This window comes from Pseudonocardia sp. Ae150A_Ps1 (assembly GCF_001932315.1).
Classification (GTDB): domain Bacteria; phylum Actinomycetota; class Actinomycetes; order Mycobacteriales; family Pseudonocardiaceae; genus Pseudonocardia.
In genome coordinates this window covers 769,152-785,804 of record NZ_MCIJ01000001.1, presented here as the reverse complement: position 1 = coordinate 785,804, position 16,653 = coordinate 769,152, and the positions used below count along the sequence as shown (strand labels likewise).

The window sequence follows — 16,653 nt, the reverse complement described above, 5'->3', positions numbered from 1 at the left end:
GACTTCGGCCTCACCCCCCGAGCAGACCACGCTCGTGGAGTCCGTCTCCAAGCTCGCCGAACGCGAGTTCGGCGCGCGGGCCTTCCAGCGCGACGGGTTCGCCTGGGACTCCCTCAAGGTCCTCGCCGACCACGACCTGACCGGGCTCACCCTGCCCGTGGAGGTCGGCGGGCAGGGCGCCTCGCTGCTCGACGCGGTGCTCGTGATGATGGCGATCACCAAGGTCTGCCCGCACAGCGCCGACGCGCTGCAGGCGAGCAACTTCGGCGCGATCCGCCAGGTCGCGAAGTTCGGCTCCGAGCACGTGCGCCGCGAGGTGCTGCCGCTGTTGCTGCGGGGCGAGGCGCTCGTGACCGCCGGGATGAGCGAGCCCGACGCCGGCAGCGCGCTGACCGACCTGCGCACGACCGCCCGCTACGAGGGCGACCACGTCGTGCTCGACGGCCAGAAGTGCTGGAACTCGCACGGCCCGGACGCGACGCACTCGGTCGTCTGGTGCCGGTTCGGCCCGTCGTCGCGCGACATCGGGGCGGTCCTCGTCCCGTTCGACGCCCCCGGTTTCACCCGGGGCAAGCGTGAGCTGCACATGAGCGGCGAGTCGCACTGCCAGCTGTTCTTCGACGGCTGCCGGGTGCCGAAGGAGTACGTCCTCGCCGACAGCGGCGCGCTGCGCAGCATGCTGTCGATCTTCGGCGTGGAGCGGATGGGCAACGCCTCGCGGGCGCTCGCGCTCGCCGAGACCGCCTACGAGCGCGCCGTCGAGCCCGCGAAGGTCCGCAAGGCCTTCGGCAAGTACCTCTGCGAGTTCCAGGGCCTGCAGTGGAAGTTCGTCGACATGAGGGTGGAGCTCGACGCGGCCCGGATGCTGCTGCTGCGGGCGGTCGCCAACGCCGACGCCGGCGCACCGGACGCGACCGAGGCGGCGATCGCGAAGCTGCACGCCAACCGGACGGCCTTCCAGGTCGCCAACGAGGCGATGCAGGTCTTCGGGGCCTCGGGCTACAGCCAGGAGTACCCGCTGGAGTACATCGTCCGCCGCACCCGCGGCTGGATGATCGCCGGCGGCTCGGTCGAGATCCTCAAGAACACCATCGCCGGCTCCGTCTTCGGGCGCCGCTTCGACCAGCGGGCGGGGGCGGGCGCGTGAGCATCACCGGAACCGGCACCACCGCACCGCAGGCGCAGCGCGGGCTCGACGGCGCCACCGACGTCCTCGTCGACTGGGTCGTCGCCGCGGCCGCGGCGCCGCTGCCCGCCGAGGTCGAGCACCACGTGCGCCGCCTGCTCGTCGACTACGTCGCCGCCGTCGTCCCCGGCTCGGCGACCGACGTCGCGCGGGCGGGCGCGACCCACGTCGCCGGCACCTACGGGACGACCGGGCGCACCGCCACCGCGATCGGCCTCGGACCGGTCTCGGCCCCCGGCGCCGCGTTCCTCAACGGCACGAGCGCCCACAGCCTCGAGGTCGACGACGGCTACACCCCCGGCAGCGTGCACCCGAGCAGCGTCTGCTTCCCGGCCGTGCTCGCCGCGGCGGAGGCCCGGGGCAGCGACACCACCACGACGATGCGGGCGCTCGCCGTCGCCCTGGAGGCGGTGTCCCGGCTCGCCGCCGCGGGGCACCCCGCGACGTGGCGCAACCACTTCCACAACACCCCGCTCGCCGGCGTCGTCGGCGCCACCTGCGGGGTGGCCGTCCTGCACGGCCTCGACGCCGACCGGCTGCACGACGCGCTCGGTGTCGCGGCCTCGCACGCCGGCGGGCTGTTCGCGTTCCTCGGCAAGAACGCCGAGGTCAAGCGGGTGCACCCGGGCAAGGCCGCGCGCGACGCGATCGTCAGCGTCGAGCTCGCCGAGGCCGGTGTGACCGGGCCGCGCCCGATCCTGGAGACCCGGCACGGCTACGTCGAGGCGTTCGCCGACGGCGGCTTCGACGCCGGCACCCTGCTCGACGGGCTGGGGGAGCGGTGGGTCGTGCTCGACTCCTACGTGAAGCCCTACCCGTCCTGCCGGCACCTGCAGGGCCCGATCGACGCCGTGCTGGCGCTGCGCGCGGAGCACGGGGTGACCGTCGCCGACGTCGCGCGGGTCGACGTCGCGACCTACACCGTCGCCTCGCACCACGCGAGCACCGAGGTGGACTCGCTGCTCGACGCCCAGATGAGCATCCCGTTCGCGATGGCCACCGCCCTCGTCCACGACGAGGTGGGCCTCACCGAGTTCGGTCCCGGCGCCCGCCGCGACCCGGCACTGCTCGATCTCGTCGGCCGGGTGCACGTCCGCGCCGACGAGCAGGCCGACGCGGACTACCCGGTGCTGCGCACCGCCGTGGTGACGCTGACCCTGCACGACGGGCGGGAGCTCACCGAGCGGGTCCCGACGCCCTACGGCGAGCCGGGCAACCCGGTCAGCGACGACGAGATGACCGCGAAGCTGGTCCGCCTCGCCGCGCCGGTGCTCGGCCGCGACGCCGCCACCGGGCTCGCCGCCGAGCTGTGGACCTTCGCCTCGCTCGACGTCGTCGCCCGCACCGACGCCCTCTGCCGGGGTGCGGCATGACGCAGCTGACCGACCGTCCGGCGGGTGCCGCCGGTCCCGCACGGTCCGACGTGGGCCGGGCGCTGCTCGCACCCCGCTCCGTCGCGATCGTCGGCGCCTCCGACGACGCGCGGAAGACGACCGCGCGCCCCCTGCGGTTCCTGCGCGAGGCCGGCTTCACCGGCGGGGTCTACCCGGTCAACCCGCGCCGCGAGACGGTGCTGGGGGAGCGGGCCTGGCCCGACATCGCCTCGCTCCCGGAGGTCCCCGACCACGTCTTCGTCCTCACCGACACCGCGCGCGTCGTCGACACGGTCCGCGAGTGCGGCGAGGCCGGGGTGCCGCTGGTGACGGTGCTGTCCGGCGGCTTCGGTGAGGGCGGGCCCGAGGGCCGGGAACGGCTCGACGCGCTGCTCGACGTCGCCCGCCGGTACGGCGTCCGCGTCGTCGGCCCGAACAGCATCGGCGTGGTCAATCCGCGCAACGGCATGTTGCTCACCGCGAACGCCGCGTTCGCCGAGCCCGACCTTCCCGTCGGGCCGTCGTTCGTCGCGTCCCAGTCGGGCAGCGTCATCGGCGCGCTGATGACCCGGGCGAAGGCCCGCGGCCTCGGCTTCGCCGGGTTCGTCTCCACCGGCTCCGAGGTCGACCTGACCCTCGGCGAGATCTGCGAGGCCACCCTCGACGACCCCGAGATCGGCTCGTACACGCTGTTCGTGGAGTCGATGGAGAACGCGGGCCCGCTGGCCCGGTTCGCCGCGGCCGCCGCCGAGCGCGGCCGGCCGGTCACCGTCTACAAGCTGGGCCGCAGCGACGCGGCCGCGGCCCTGTCGGTGTCGCACACCGGGGCGCTCGCCGGCGAGGACGACGAGGCCGACGCCTTCTTCCGCGCCTGCGGGTTCGCCCGGGTCGACAACTTCGAGGCGCTCATCGAGGCCGAGGCCCTGCAGCGGCGGATCGGCCCGCCCGGGCCGGTCCGCGCCGACCGGATCGGGGTGATCACCTCCACCGGGGGCGGCGCCGCGATCGTCGTCGACCAGCTGGAGACCCGCGGCGTCACCGTGGCCCGGCCGAGCCCCGCGGTGTTCCGCGGGCTCGCCGCGCTCGGCCTCGACGTGGCCGAGAACCTCATCGTCGACCTCACGCTCGCCGGCACCCGGCACGACCTCGTGCTCGGCGCGCTGGACGTGCTCCGGTCCAGCGGGGAGTTCGATCTCGTCCTGTTCGTCGTCGGCTCCTCGGCGCGGCTCAACCCCGAGCTCGCGGTGTCCGCGATCGCCGAGGCGGCCGCCGGCGGCGAGGTGCCGCTGGCCGCCTGGGCGCTGCCGGACGCGCTCGAGTCGCTCCGCATGCTGAACGACGCCGGCGTCCCCGCCTTCCGCACCGCGGAGGCCTGCGCGGAGGCGGTCGCCGCGACCCTGGCCCGGCGCCCGGTCGATCCTGCCGTGCTCGGCACCCGGGACACCGGCGCCGCCGAGGCCCCGGCCCGCACGCTCGACGAGAGCGACTCGGCCGGCGTCCTGGCCGGGCTCGGGGTCGCGTTCCCCGCCGCCACGACGTGCGACGCCGCGGGCACGCCGGCCGCGGAGCCCGCCTGGCCGGTGGTCGTGAAGGCGCTGTCGGACCGGCTGCCGCACAAGTCCGACGCCGGTGCGGTCGTCCTCGGCGTGACCGGGCCCGACGAGCTCGCCGGCGCCGTCCGGACGATCACCGCGAACGTCGCCGCGCACGACCCCACGATCGAGCTCGGCGGGTTCCTGGTTCAGGAGATGGTCGGCGACGCGGTGGTGGAGGCGCTCGTCGGCTACCGGGTGAGCCCGTCGGTGGGGCCGCTGGTGATGCTCGCCGCCGGCGGCGTCCACGCCGAGCTCTACGACGACTCCACGCTGCGCCTCGCCCCCGTCACCGCCGAGGTGGCCCGGGAGATGGTCGGCGAGGTGACGGCCATGCGCATCGCGCGCGGGTTCCGCGGCGGACCGGCCGGGGACATCGACGCGCTCGTCGACACCGTCGTCGCGGTGTCCCGGCTCGCCGTGACCCGGCCCGACGTGGTGGAGGCCGAGGTCAACCCGGTCGCCGTCCGGCCACGCGGGAAGGGAGCCGTCGCCCTCGACGCACTGGTCCGCGAGGCGGACCGGTCATGATCCGTCCGCCCCGCCCGTGAACCGACACACATCCGAGGACACACCATGGACGTGAAGATCAACGACTTGTCGCTGACCTACGGCGACTTCACCGCGGTCGAGCACCTCAGCCTCCACATCTCCGACGGCGAGTCCCTGGTGCTGCTCGGGCAGTCGGGGTGCGGCAAGACCAGCACGATGCGCTGCGTCGCCGGTCTGGAGGACCCGAGCGGCGGCTCGATCGCCATCGGCGGGACGACCGTGTTCGACGCGGCCGCCGGGCTCAACGTCGCACCGAACAAGCGCAACGTGGGCCTGGTCTTCCAGTCCTACGCGGTGTGGCCGCACATGACGGTGCTGGAGAACGTGTCGTTCCCGCTGCGGATGAAGCGGCGCCCGAAGGCCGAGATCCGCACCCGGGCCCTGGAGACCCTGGAGCTCGTCGGGCTGGCGCACCTCGCCGACAAGGGCGCGAGCCTGCTGTCCGGCGGCCAGATGCAGCGGGTCGCGCTGGCACGGAGCCTGGCGATGGAGCCGAACGTCATGCTGCTCGACGAGCCGCTGTCCAACCTGGACGCCCGGCTCCGCGAGGACCTGCGGGTGGAGCTGCGCCGGCTGCAGCTCGAGCTCGGGCTGACCTCGATCTACGTCACCCACGACCAGGGCGAGGCGCTCGCCCTCGCCGACCGCATCGCGATCATGCAGCACGGACGGATCTCGCAGCTGTCCACGCCGGTGGAGACCTACCGGAGCCCCGCGTCGGCGTCGATCGCGGAGTTCCTCGGGGTCGCGAACATCTTCCCGGTCGCCGCGCCGCGGGCGGGGGAGCGGCGGCTGCGGCTGACCGGTCACGACGTCGAGATCGCCGCCGACGCCGTCGTCCCGCCGGGCGACGACCTCAGCGTCTGCATCCGGCCCGAGCCCGTCCGGGTGCGGACCGAGCCGCGCGACGCGGGCCCGAACTCGTGGCCCGGCACCGTCACCGTCAGCGTGTTCCAGGGCTCCTTCATTCGGTGCTCGGTCGCGCTCGACGCCGGGCCGACGCTGGAGGTCCAGACCCAGGACGCGTCGGTCCCGGTGCGCCAGCACGACCGGGTGCACGTCGAGATCGACCCCGCCCACGTCCAGGTCCTCCCCCGGGAGGCCGGGCCCGCCGACGCGGCCCCGGGGTCGGACGCCGCCGGTGACGCCGGCCGGGCGGCCCCCGGCGACGCGGCCCCGCGGACGTCGCACGGCCGGCCGGTCGCGGCGTCCGCGACCCGGGAGGGCTGAGCCGTGGCGATCCTCCAGGAGCCGCCCCGCACCGGCACGGGAGAGACCGCGGCACCCCCGCCGCGCGCACGCATCGGCCGGCGCCGCCGCCGGCTGCCGACCGTCCTCGTCCTGGTCGTGCTGGCGGTGCTCATCGTGCTGCCGGCGGCGATGGTGCTGCTCGCGGCGTTCAGCGTGGACGTCCCCCGCCCCGGGAACATCACCTGGGACCTCACGCTCGGCAACTTCGGGGTGTTCACCGACCCGCAGACGCTGACGGCGTTCGGGAACTCGATGGTGATCGGCGTCGTGTCGACGGCGCTGGCCTGCCTCATCGGCGGGTCGCTGGCGTTCCTCGCCGCGCGCAGCGACATCCCGGTCCCGCGCTTCGTCTACCTGGTCGGCCTGATGCCGATCTTCCTGCCGTCCTACGTCGGCGCGCTGGCCTGGTCCATGCTCGGCGGCCCCAACGCCGGCCTGCTCAACATCGCGCAGGCCGACCTCGGACTCTCCCTGCCAGTCGACATGTACTCCGTGCCGGGGATGATCGTCGTCTTCGCGATGTACTACTCGCCCTACACCTTCCTGCTGGTGCACGGCGCGATGTCGATGATGAGCCCGGACCTGGAGGAGGCCGCGCGGGTGCACGGCGCGACGTCGCGCCGGATGCTGGGCCTGGTCTCGTTCCCGCTCGCCACCCCGGCGCTCATCGGCTCGGCGATGCTGACCTTCATCCTGGTCTTCGAGAACTTCCCGGTCGCGCAGATCCTCGGCACACCGGGCGGCGTGGACACCCTCCCGACGCTGATCTTCCGGCTGCTCAACACCAGCCCGTCGCGGGGCAACGAGAGCGCCGCGATCGCGGTCGTGCTCGTCGCCGTCGTGCTGCTCGCCACCTGGCTGCAGCAGCGGATGCTGGCGAAGCGGTCGTTCACCACGGTGACCGGCAAGGGCATCCGGCAGAAGAAGGTCGCGCTGGGCCGGGCCCGGATCCCGGCGCTCGTCGCCGTCCTGGGCTTCTTCGCGCTGTCGATCGTGCTGCCGGTGCTGGCGCTCGTGACCGTCGCCGGTCAGAGCTCGCCCTACCTGACCTCGCTGACCCAGCTCGCCGAGCCGGGTGGGCTCGACTTCAGCTCGTTCTCCGACGTGCTGGTCTCGTCGAGCTTCCAGGAGGCGGCCTGGCACAGCCTGGTCGTCAGCGTGTTCGCGGCGAGTGCCGGCGTGGTGCTGGCGTTCCTGTGCGGCTACCTCGTCTACCGCACCCGGGCGACCGGGCGGTCGCTGGTCGAGGGGATCTCGATGATCCCGCTGGCGCTGCCGGCCGTCGTGCTCGGCATGGGCCTGCTGTGGACCTGGCTGGTCATGCCGGTCCCGCTCTACGGCACCCTCGCCGTCCTCGTCATCGCGTTCCTGGCCGTGCAGTCGCCGCAGGGCTTCCGCGGGGTCGCCTCCTCGATCCTCGCGACCGACCGCGACCTCGAGGACTCCGCGGTGATGCTCGGCGCGCACCGGGCCCGTGCGGTCACCAGCGTGACGGTGCCGCTGATGAAGGTGGGCCTGCTGTCGACGTTCCTGCTGCTGCTCATGCTCAGCATGCGCGAGCTGACGGTGCCGTTGTTCCTCTACACCAGCGACACCGAGATCCTCTCGATCGCGATCTACGACGCGTTCGAGAACGGCGGCGCGCTGCGCGAGGCCGCGGCGATGAGCGTCATCTACACCGCCTTCATGTTCGTCCTGTCCTACATCCCCCGCCGCCTCGCGCGGTAGTCACACCGGCGGACGACGACGTCCGTCCCGGCAAAGGAGCTGACCCATGAAGAGGACACGCACGAGCGGCCTGGTCGCCGCACTCGCCGCGGGCGGCCTGCTGCTCGCGGGCTGCGGCGGGGGAGGTGGCGGCGGCACCGACACCGTCGCCGAGGGGATGCTCGCGCTGCCCGCCGTGGACGACGCGAACGGCCTCGTCGTCGACGGCGAGCAGGTCGCCGACGCCGCCCTGCTGGAGGCCGCCCGCGGCGACACGCTCGTCTGGTTCACCGGGTCCGGCAGCGAGAGCGCCGAGCTGACCGCGGACCGGTTCACCGCGGAGACCGGCGTCCAGGTCGAGGTGACGCGGATGCCGTCGGCGAAGCTCAACGAGCGGGTGCTCAGCGAGGCCGGGGCCGGGCGGCTGTCGGCGGGCGTCGTCACCATCACCGACCCGCTGCTCGCCGAGGGCCTCGCCGAGCAGGACGTGTTCGTGCCCTACACCGAGATGCCGACCCACGACACGCTGACCGGCACCGAGAACGTGACGTGGGACGGCGGGGCCTACTACACGTCGTACTACTCGGCCTACGCGTTCGCCTACAACAACCGGGCCGTCGAGGCCGGGAACGTCCCGTCCAGCTGGAACGACCTGCTGGACCCGCGGTGGAAGGGCCGCATGGGCGTCGTCAACGCCGGGGCGGGCGGCACCGTGCAGGGCCTGGCCGCGTTCCAGGAGGACGTCATCGGCCCGGACTACTGGGCCGGGCTCGCCGCGCAGCAGCCGCGGATCTTCGACACCACCTCGGTGCAGCTGGAGGCACTCGCCCGCGGCGAGATCGAGATCGCGACGGCCGGCTTCAACAGCACCTACGGCGCGGAGCGGTCCGGGGCGCCGATCAAGCTCGTCGTGCCCGAGGAGGGCGTGTCCGGCACCTTCAACATGCAGGGCCTGACCAGTACCGGGCAGGACAGCCCGGCCGCGAAGCTGTTCATGAACTGGACCTGGTCGAAGTCGGGCCAGCAGTTCGCCGCCGCGCAGGGGTTCATCGGGGCCCGCACCGACATCGAACAGGTCCCGACCGGTGACTACCGGCTCCCGAAGGCCGACGACCCGTCGTTCGTCGTCTACAGCCCGGAGCAGGCGGAGACCGAGGGCGCCGACATCGTCCGGCGCTGGAACCAGACCTTCGGCTTCAACGGCTGACCCGGCACCACCCCACGGGACGCCCCGGTCCGACAGGACCGGGGCGTCTGTCTATCTGCGCCCACCCACCCACCCACCCACCCACCCCGCCCACCCCACCCGACCTCCCCACGGACGCTCACCGGTTCCGTCGACGCGCACGCGATCGGGCGAGCGCCGGCGGAACCGGTGAGCGTGTCGTGGTCGGTGATCAGTCCAGGAGGATCAGGGAGAGTTTGCGGGCCGCGCATGCGGGGCGTGGTGAGTGCTCCAGCTCCACGGTGAAGTCGATCGCGACGAGGACGCCGCGGTCGCGGGGCTCGGCGTCCGCGACCGTCGCGTGCAGCCGGACGCGGGACCCCACCGGGACCGGCGCCGGGAACCGGACCCGGTCCCAGCCGTAGTTGAGCCGCGCCGTCCCCAGCTCGAACCGGTACAGGTCGCCGGCCAGCGCGGAGATCAGCGACAGTGTGAGCTGGCCGTGCGCGATCGTGCGGCCGTAGGGCCCGGACGCGGCCCGCTCGCGGTCGACGTGGATCCACTGGTGGTCGCCGGTCGCCGCGGCGAACGCGTCGATGCGGTCCTGGTCCACGGTGGTCCACGGCCCCGGGCCGAGCTCGGCGCCGACCGCGGCGTCGAGCCCGTCCCGGGTGGAGACGACGAGCGGGCCGCCCGTCACATGAACCGCCCGCCGGTGACCTCGGCCGTCGTGCCCGTCATGTACGACGACAGCGACGACGCGTAGAACAGCGCCACGTTCGCGACCTCGTCGATCTCACCGACCCGCTGCAGCGGGATCTCGGACATCTTCTGGTCCCACGCCTTCTGCGGCATCGCCTCGGTCATCGCCGACCGGATCAGGCCCGGCTGGATCGCGTTGACCCGCACGCCGTGGTGCGCCATCTCCTTGGCCGCGGCCTTCGTGAGCCCGACGATCCCGGCCTTCGCCGCCGAGTAGTTGGTCTGCCCGACCATCCCGACCTTCCCGGACAGCGAGCTGATGTTCACGATCGCGCCGGACTTCTGCTCCCGCATCCGTGCGGCGGCGAGCCGGGTGCCGTTCCAGGTGCCCTTGAGGTGGACCTGGATCACCAGGTCGAAGTCGTCCTCCGACATGGTGCGCATCGTGGCGTCGCGGGTGATCCCGGCGTTGTTGACGAAGACGTCGAGCGAGCCGAACGTCGTCACCGCGGTGTCGATCAGCGCGGCGACCTCCTCGGCGGAGACGACGTCGCAGCGGACGCCGACGGCGACCTCCTCGCCACCGAGCTCCTTCGCGGCGGCGCGGGCGGCGGCCTCGTCGAGGTCGCCGAGCACGACGCGGGCGCCGTGCTCGACGTAGGTGCGGGCGATGGCGAGCCCGATGCCCTGGGCACCACCCGTCACGACGGCGGTGCGGCCCTCCAGCAGTGCGGTCATTCCGGTCCTCTCTCTGGTCGGTTCCCGGTCGCGTGGCGGGGCCACGGCACCCGGGGAGTCAGGTGAAGCGGGGTTCGCGGCGCTCGGTGAAGGCCGCCCGGCCCTCGGCGGCGTCCGGGCCCTGGCCTGCCAGCGACACGGCCACCCGCTCCGAGGCGAGGAAGTCGGCCAGGCCCGCGTGGGTGCGGGCCGCGAGACGCTTGGTCAGGGCGTTGGACTCGCGGGGCCCGGCCGCCAGCCGTGCGGCGATCTCGCCGGCCCGCGCCGTCGCCGTCCCCGCGGGGACGACCTCGCTCACCAGGCCGGCGTCGGCCGCGGCCGGGGCGCTGAGCCGCTCGCCGAGCAGCAGGTGGCGGGCCGCGCGCTGCGGGCCGAGGCGGCGGGGGAGGTGGTAGGCGGTACCGGCGTCGGCGGTGAGGCCGCGCGCGGCGAACGGGGCGGCGAAGAACGCGTCGTCGGCGGCGACGACGAGATCGCAGGACAGCACCAGGCCCCAGGCCGCACCGACGGCGTAGCCCTCGACGGCGGCGACCACCACGACGTCGGTCCGCACGATCGTCTCGACGACCTCGTGCACCAGGGCGAGCCGGGAGGCGGGGCCGAAGAGCCCGTCGGCGGCGGAGGGCATCGAGCCGACGTCGCCACCGGAGGAGAGGTAGGAGTCCCCGCCCGTCAGGACGACGGCGGCGTCACCGCGCCGGGCCGCCGCGCCGAGCTCGGACAGGAGGCGTTCGAGCAGGGTGTGGTCGAGCGCGTTGCGGCGGTGCGGGCGCTGCAGACGGAGCGTGGTCACGCCTGCCGAGCCGTCGACGGTGAGCGGATCCTCGGGAGCTGGTGTCACACTCTATAGAATGTAGTCGACGGGGTGGGTGGGGTCGAGTACCTCCCGCCACCGCACATGCTGTCGGCTTTCCGCACAGACCGTCGGCTGTCCGCACAGGCTGCCGGCTCTCCGCACAGGTCCTGTCTCGTGCGGGACGCCCAGAACCTGTGCGGCTCACGCCGAGCCTGTGCGGCCGGGACGGTCGACCGGCTCGACGTCGGCCGCCGTCGCGGGACCGTCGGGAGCGTGCGGTTCGGCCGTCTCCAGCGGCACGTGCTCGGCGCGGATCACCCCGATCTGCACCGCCTGCCGTCCGGTGACGGCGTCGAGCAGCCAGTCGGTCGCGACCCGCAGCCGGTTCCCCGGCATCGACAGCAGGTGGTACCCACGGGTGACGACCGTGGCCGCGAGCCCGGACAGCGGGACACCCAGCGGGTTCGCGGCCGCGTCGGCGCCCCCGAGCTCGACGACGAAGCCGAGGTCGTGGTGCGCGTAGGTGCCGGGTTCGCCGTAGCCCAGTGACGCGGCCACGTTCCGCGCGGCGAGCGCGCCCTGCCGGGTGGCGTGCTGGGCGGTCATGGCGGTCGGGGTGCCGCCGCGGGTCACGTCCGGGACCGCGGACGCGTCGCCGCAGCCGTGGATCTCGGGTCGCCCGGGAACCCGCAGGTCGGTGCCGACCACCAGGCGTCCACGGTCGGTCGGGAGGCCGAGGTCGGCGACGAGCGGGTCGGGCCGCACCCCCACGCACCAGACCAGCGTCCGCGTGTCGATCATCTCGCCGGAGGTCAGGCGCACCCGTCCCGGCGTGGCCTCGGCGACCGACTCCCCGGTGCGGATCTCCACCCCGCGCCGCCGCAGGACCCGGTCCGCGGTGCGGGACAGTCTGCGGTCGAGCTCGGGCAGCACCCGCGTCGCCCGGTCGACGAGGACCCACCGGACCGGCGTCCCGCGCAGCGCCGGACGGTCGCGGGCCATCAACGCCGTCAGCATCGCGCCCTGCGCGGCGACCTCGGTCCCGGTGTAGCCCGCACCGACGGTGACGAAGGTCAGCCGGGCCCGGCGCTCGGCGTCGTCGTCGGTGGTCGCTGCGATCTCGATCTGGCGGACCATGTGGTCGCGCAGGTACAGCGCCTCGGGGATGCTGCGGAAGCCGTGCGCGTTCTCCGCCACCCCCGGTATCGGGAGCAGCGCGTTGACGCTGCCCGCGGCCAGCAGGAGACGGTCGTAGCGGATCTGCCCGTGACCGCCGTCCGGATCGCGCCAGGCGACGGTGCGGGTGTCGACATCGATCCGCTCGACGGTCCCGAGCACGATCTCCGCCCCGCGCAGCGACCGGCTCAGCGACACCGCGATCAGGCGGGGCTCGAGCGTCCCGACCGCGACCTCGGGCAGCAGCGGCAGGTACACGAAGTGGTCCTGCTGGTCGATCACGGTGATCCGGGCCCGCCCGCGCAGCCTCCGCAGCAGACCCCGCGCCGCGGCGTGCCCGGCGAACCCGGCTCCCACGACGACGACGTGCGGCAGGCCGTCTGGTGCGCCCGGGGCTGCGCGCCCGAACGGGAACCGTGGTGGACGGGTCATCGTGCGGTGTCCCTTCGTCCTTCGTCCGCGCCGGGCCGGCCCGGCGCACCCGAGGACTCCGCTCCGCTGTCCACCAGGCGCGAACCTGACGCGCGTCCGGCACATCCGCTGTGCCCACGGAGCACATCCGGTGCCGGGTCCCGTGCGAGGTCCCGGTGTGGGCGATCGTGCGAGCCCCTGACGCCTGAGCATGGCCGGTCCGACCGGGGTGCCGGGCTCCGCCGATCGGGCGGACCTTCGCAGTGACGGGGGCGCACCGTCCTGGCGAGGCCTGGCGCGAGCGCCACCGCGAGCCCTGGAGCGGCCGTCGGCGCGCAGCTCCGCGCGCACCGTCCGTGCCGCAGGCCGCCCGGCGGGAACCGCACAGGCTCCGGGCTGATCGCACACACGGTTGGGCCACCGCACAGGACAGATCCTGTGCGGGCGCAGCGCAAGATGTGCGGTGCGGTGCGGTGCGGTGCGGGCGTGGGGCGTGGCGGCGCGTGGCGCGTGGCCCGGCACCGGCACCGGCACCGGCACCGGCATTGAGCTCGGGCACGAGCCAGTTGAGCGCAGCGCGCGGGCACACGGTACGTAGAGCCGCACAGGATCTGACGTGGCCGCACAGACCGTGGGCACACCGCACAAGTCAGGATCCGTGCGGGTGCTGGGCAACCTGTGCGGGTGCCGGGTGCCCCGTGCGGGTGCGGGGCAAGCTGTGCGGATTCCGTCGATGTGCCGCCCGGACGCTGCCGCCAGGGCGCACCCCCCGCCCTACAACGGCGTGCAGCCGCTCAGATCAAGGCGGAATCGCACAGGATGCGGGCCGCCGCACAGGGTGTGGGGCTGCCGCACGGAACAGAGTCTGTGCGGGAAACCGTCAACTTGTGCGGAAGGTTGGCAGCGTGCGCCGGAACCACGGAAACCGTGCGGCTCCGGCGCTCGGCATGTGCCGACCGCAGCCGCTCGGCGCGGTTCTGATCCGGTGGTGGCGGGGGTCAGGGGGTGGCCGGGTGACGGTTCCCCAGTTCGGCGAGGACGGCGTCGGCGGCGGTGTCGAGGCCGCCGGCGGCGCGCTGGACGTCGCCGAGCTCGCGGGCGCGCTCGGTGAACGCGGGCTCGCGGAGCAGGCGCTGGAGCTTGGCGTGGACGTCGTCGACGTCGACGAGGTCGGGGCGGTCGACGGCCAGGCCGATGCCGGTGTCGGTCGCCCGCACCGCGTGGTCGTACTGGTCGACGTTGGTCGGGCGGACCAGGACCGGCGTCCCGAACCAGAGGCTCTCGTGGATGCTGTTGCTGCCGCCGTGGGTGAAGAACGCCCGCACGTGCGGGTGCTCCAGCACCGCGTGCTGGGAGTGGAGCCAGTCCACGACCTTCAGGTTCGCGGGCCGGTCGGCGGGGTCGGGGAGGAAGCGCTGCTGGTCGGCGCGGAGGACCCAGAGGATGCCGTGGTCGTCGCCGAGCCTGTGGGCCAGCTCGACGACCGACCGGATCTGGTCCGCCGTCATCCGGGTGATCGAGCCGAAGGCCAGGTACACGGTGGACGGGTGCGCGTCGAGCCACTCCGCGACGCCGGCGTCGCGCTCGTCGTGGCGGACCGGGGGGACGAGGGCTCCCACCATCCGGACCCGGTCGGGGACCGGCAGCGGGTAGTCGACCCCGGGGACCGAGAAGCAGAGCAGCGAGCGGGCGCCCGCGTTCTGCACGGGGACGCGCAGGGTGCGCGGGTCGATCCCGAGCTCGCCCATCCCGCGGTGCAGCCGGACGGCCTTGCGGAACACCGAGCGGTCGAGGAACAGGGTGCCGGTGCCGATCCCGAACCAGATCCGTTCCAGCTCCTGGCGGCGGGTGCGGTGCAGCGGCAGCCCGGACGACGGCGGCGGGAACCCGCGGGGCAGGTCGTGCTCGACGAGGCTGCTGAGCAGGCACGGCGCGGTGATGACGTAGGGGATGCCGCGGGTCAGCGCGACCTGCACGGCGTGCGTCGCGAACCGGTTGATCACCATGAGCGCGGGGCGGACACGCTCGACCACCTCGTCGAGCGCCTGGTAGCGCTGCATGAGGTGGTCGACGTCGAAGAGCTGTCGGGCCCGCGCGCGCAGACCGCGGACGCGGGAGCGCTGGTGGATCCGGGCGTAGGTCGCGTCGTCGATCATGGTGAGCGCCAGGTCCGGGTTCACCGGTCCCAGGGAGACGAACTCGACGGCGCTCCGGTCGGCGAGCTCGCCGACCGGGCCGCGCAGGTTCTCGTCGGCGGCGAACACGAGGTCCGGCACGCCGCGCCGGGCCAGCTCGCCGGCCAGGACGAGGCTGGTGGCGGCCTCCCCGGTGGAATGGGTGCAGCAGAACAGGATCGGCTGCGCGCCGGCCCCGTCCGCCTGCTGCGCGGCGTCGTCGGCCGGCCGCGTGCCCGTGGTCTGCTCCATGGGCCCAGCCCACCACCGACCGGGCCGGGAAACCCCCGGAGTCACGGCTGCGGTGCCGGAAGGTGCACCCCGGTGACGAGCAGGCCGTGGCCGGTGTGCCAGCGCCCGGGGAACACGGTCACCCGCTCGCCGTGGACCAGCGGCCCCGGGACGAGCAGGCGGGCGGAGAAGGTGCCGGCGCCGGCGTCGAACACGATCTCGGCCTCGTCGAAGTCCAGCTCGCGGCCGGTCAGCGGGTACCACGCCTTGAAGACGCTCTCCTTGGCGCTGAAGTACATCCGGTCCCACGCCGTCCCCGGGCGGCGCCGGGCGAGGCCGTCGAGCAGGGCGCGCTCGGAGGGCAGGGTGACCGTCTCGAGGACGCCGTCGGGCAGCGGCGCGTCCGGCTCGGCGTCGATGCTCACCGCGGCGGACTCGGCGGCGGGGGACACGGCCGCCGCCCGGTACCCGGCGCAGTGCGTCATGCTGCCGACCACGCCGGACGGCCACTGCGGGGCCCCGCGACGGTTCGGCAGGATCGGGGCGGGGGAGCGGCCGAGCCTCCCCAGGGCGCGGCGGGCGAGCCTGCGCACCGTGGTGAACTCGCGCCGCCGGGACTCCACGGCCCGCGCGACGAGCTCCTGCTCCTGCGGGAACAGGCCCTCGCCGGGGTGCTCCTCGTCGTCGTAGGCGCACTCGGTGACGACCCGGCCGGGCAGCACCTGCTCGATCACCGCACACCTCCGGCGACCGGCGCGGGCAGCACCGCGCGCAGCGGCTCCCGGGGCGGCCGGGGCCGCCACTCGCGGGGATAGCCCACCGAGACCTCCTCGAACCGGACCCCGTCGTGGTAGGTGACGCGGGGGATGTGCAGGTGGCCGTAGACGACGGCGGCGGCGCGGAACCGGACGTGCCAGTCGGCGGTCAGCTCGGTGCCGCACCACTGCGCGAACTCCGGGTACCGCAGCACCCGCGTGGGGTGGCGCACCAGCGGCCAGTGGTTCACCAGCACCGTCGGCAGGTCCGGGTCGACCGCCGCCAGCCGGCGTTCGGTGATCGCGGCCCGGCGGCGGCACCAGGTGGCGCGGTCCGGGTAGGGGTCCGGGTGCAGGAGGAACTCGTCGGAGCACACGACGCCCGCGTCGTGCGCGATCCGCAGCGACTCGGCCGCCGTCGTCGCACCGGGGGCGTGGAAGGAGTAGTCGTAGCCCACGAACAGCGGCGCCACCGCGACCGGCCCGCCCGGGCCGTCCCACACCGGGTACGGGTCCTCCGGGGTGTCGACGCCCAGGCCGCGGCAGGTCTCGACGAGCGCCCGGTAGCGCGCGTCGCCGCGCAGCGTGCAGGGGTCCTGCGGGTGGGTCCAGAGGTCGTGGTTGCCGGGGGTCCAGACGACGCGCGCGAAGCGGCCGGCGAGCAGGCGCAGCGTGGCCTCGATGTCGGCGTACATCTCGCCGACGTCACCGGCGACGATCAGCCAGTCGCCGTCCGACGACGGGCGCAGCGACTCGACGAGCGCCCGGTTCTCGGCGTGCACGACGTGCAGGTCGGCGACGGCCAGCAGCTGGGGTTCGGGCACGGTGGTCCTCCCGGGTCGGT

General features: G+C 74.1%; 13 protein-coding genes. 6 read left to right on the top strand and 7 right to left on the bottom strand.

The genetic code is table 11. The features are described 5' to 3' along the window. Positions 1-34: 34 nt before the first annotated feature. The 6 genes from Ae150APs1_RS03295 to Ae150APs1_RS03270 are packed head-to-tail and all read left to right on the top strand — an operon-like array spanning position 35 to position 8,868. Positions 35-1,147: an acyl-CoA dehydrogenase family protein gene (locus tag Ae150APs1_RS03295; RefSeq protein WP_075295693.1), complete on the top strand. Its 1,113-nt coding sequence runs from the start codon at positions 35-37 to the stop codon at positions 1,145-1,147. Continuing rightward, positions 1,144-2,559, top strand: a complete 1,416-nt coding sequence (locus Ae150APs1_RS03290; RefSeq protein WP_249266193.1) for an MmgE/PrpD family protein — start codon at positions 1,144-1,146, stop codon at positions 2,557-2,559. The genes Ae150APs1_RS03295 and Ae150APs1_RS03290 overlap by 4 nt, the downstream gene beginning before the upstream one ends. After that, the gene (locus Ae150APs1_RS03285) at positions 2,556-4,682 is read left to right on the top strand and encodes an acetate--CoA ligase family protein (protein WP_075295691.1); all 2,127 of its coding nucleotides are present in this window, start codon (positions 2,556-2,558) and stop codon (positions 4,680-4,682) included. Before Ae150APs1_RS03290 ends, Ae150APs1_RS03285 begins: the two co-directional genes overlap by 4 nt. A 45-nt stretch (positions 4,683-4,727) precedes the next feature. Then, positions 4,728-5,933 (top strand): ABC transporter ATP-binding protein, encoded by a 1,206-nt coding sequence (locus tag Ae150APs1_RS03280; protein WP_075295689.1) that lies wholly within the window; start codon positions 4,728-4,730, stop codon positions 5,931-5,933. 3 nt (positions 5,934-5,936) lie between these two features. After that, entirely contained in the window at positions 5,937-7,682 is a 1,746-nt protein-coding gene (locus tag Ae150APs1_RS03275) for an iron ABC transporter permease (RefSeq protein WP_083679906.1), read from the top strand. Positions 7,683-7,728: 46 nt separating this feature from the next. Beyond that, positions 7,729-8,868 (top strand): extracellular solute-binding protein, encoded by a 1,140-nt coding sequence (locus Ae150APs1_RS03270; protein WP_075295687.1) that lies wholly within the window; start codon positions 7,729-7,731, stop codon positions 8,866-8,868. A gap of 190 nt (positions 8,869-9,058) precedes the next feature. Here Ae150APs1_RS03270 and Ae150APs1_RS03265 read toward each other — a convergent pair whose 3' ends face one another. From Ae150APs1_RS03265 to Ae150APs1_RS03235, 7 genes are all read right to left on the bottom strand, one after another. Next, positions 9,059-9,526, bottom strand: a complete 468-nt coding sequence (locus Ae150APs1_RS03265; RefSeq protein ID WP_075295685.1) for a MaoC family dehydratase — start codon at positions 9,524-9,526, stop codon at positions 9,059-9,061. Continuing rightward, complete coding sequence (fabG, locus tag Ae150APs1_RS03260; protein ID WP_075295683.1) at positions 9,523-10,266, bottom strand: 3-oxoacyl-ACP reductase FabG; 744 nt, start codon at positions 10,264-10,266, stop codon at positions 9,523-9,525. The genes Ae150APs1_RS03265 and fabG overlap by 4 nt, the downstream gene beginning before the upstream one ends. Before the next feature lie 58 nt (positions 10,267-10,324). Further along, entirely contained in the window at positions 10,325-11,107 is a 783-nt protein-coding gene (locus Ae150APs1_RS03255; RefSeq protein WP_075295681.1) for an enoyl-CoA hydratase-related protein, read from the bottom strand. A gap of 156 nt (positions 11,108-11,263) precedes the next feature. Next, complete coding sequence (locus Ae150APs1_RS03250; protein WP_075295679.1) at positions 11,264-12,670, bottom strand: FAD-dependent oxidoreductase; 1,407 nt, start codon at positions 12,668-12,670, stop codon at positions 11,264-11,266. 977 nt (positions 12,671-13,647) lie between these two features. Then, complete coding sequence (locus Ae150APs1_RS03245) at positions 13,648-15,075, bottom strand: glycosyltransferase (protein WP_075295677.1); 1,428 nt, start codon at positions 15,073-15,075, stop codon at positions 13,648-13,650. Between the two features lie 41 nt (positions 15,076-15,116). Beyond that, the gene (locus tag Ae150APs1_RS03240) at positions 15,117-15,788 is read right to left on the bottom strand and encodes a 4'-phosphopantetheinyl transferase superfamily protein (protein ID WP_010243779.1); all 672 of its coding nucleotides are present in this window, start codon (positions 15,786-15,788) and stop codon (positions 15,117-15,119) included. After that, a complete protein-coding gene (locus Ae150APs1_RS03235; RefSeq protein ID WP_060575832.1) occupies positions 15,785-16,633 on the bottom strand; it encodes a metallophosphoesterase in 849 nt (282 codons plus the stop codon). Before Ae150APs1_RS03235 ends, Ae150APs1_RS03240 begins: the two co-directional genes overlap by 4 nt. Positions 16,634-16,653: the final 20 nt, after the last annotated feature.

Coding starts and splice junctions, on each gene's coding strand:
- Ae150APs1_RS03285 (WP_075295691.1), top strand. CDS start 2,556: ATGACGCAGCTGACCGACCGTCCGGCGGGTGCCGCCGGTCCCGCACGG.
- Ae150APs1_RS03280 (WP_075295689.1), top strand. CDS start 4,728: ATGGACGTGAAGATCAACGACTTGTCGCTGACCTACGGCGACTTCACC.
- Ae150APs1_RS03270 (WP_075295687.1), top strand. CDS start 7,729: ATGAAGAGGACACGCACGAGCGGCCTGGTCGCCGCACTCGCCGCGGGC.
- fabG (WP_075295683.1), bottom strand. CDS start 10,266: ATGACCGCACTGCTGGAGGGCCGCACCGCCGTCGTGACGGGTGGTGCC.
- Ae150APs1_RS03250 (WP_075295679.1), bottom strand. CDS start 12,670: ATGACCCGTCCACCACGGTTCCCGTTCGGGCGCGCAGCCCCGGGCGCA.
- Ae150APs1_RS03245 (WP_075295677.1), bottom strand. CDS start 15,075: ATGGAGCAGACCACGGGCACGCGGCCGGCCGACGACGCCGCGCAGCAG.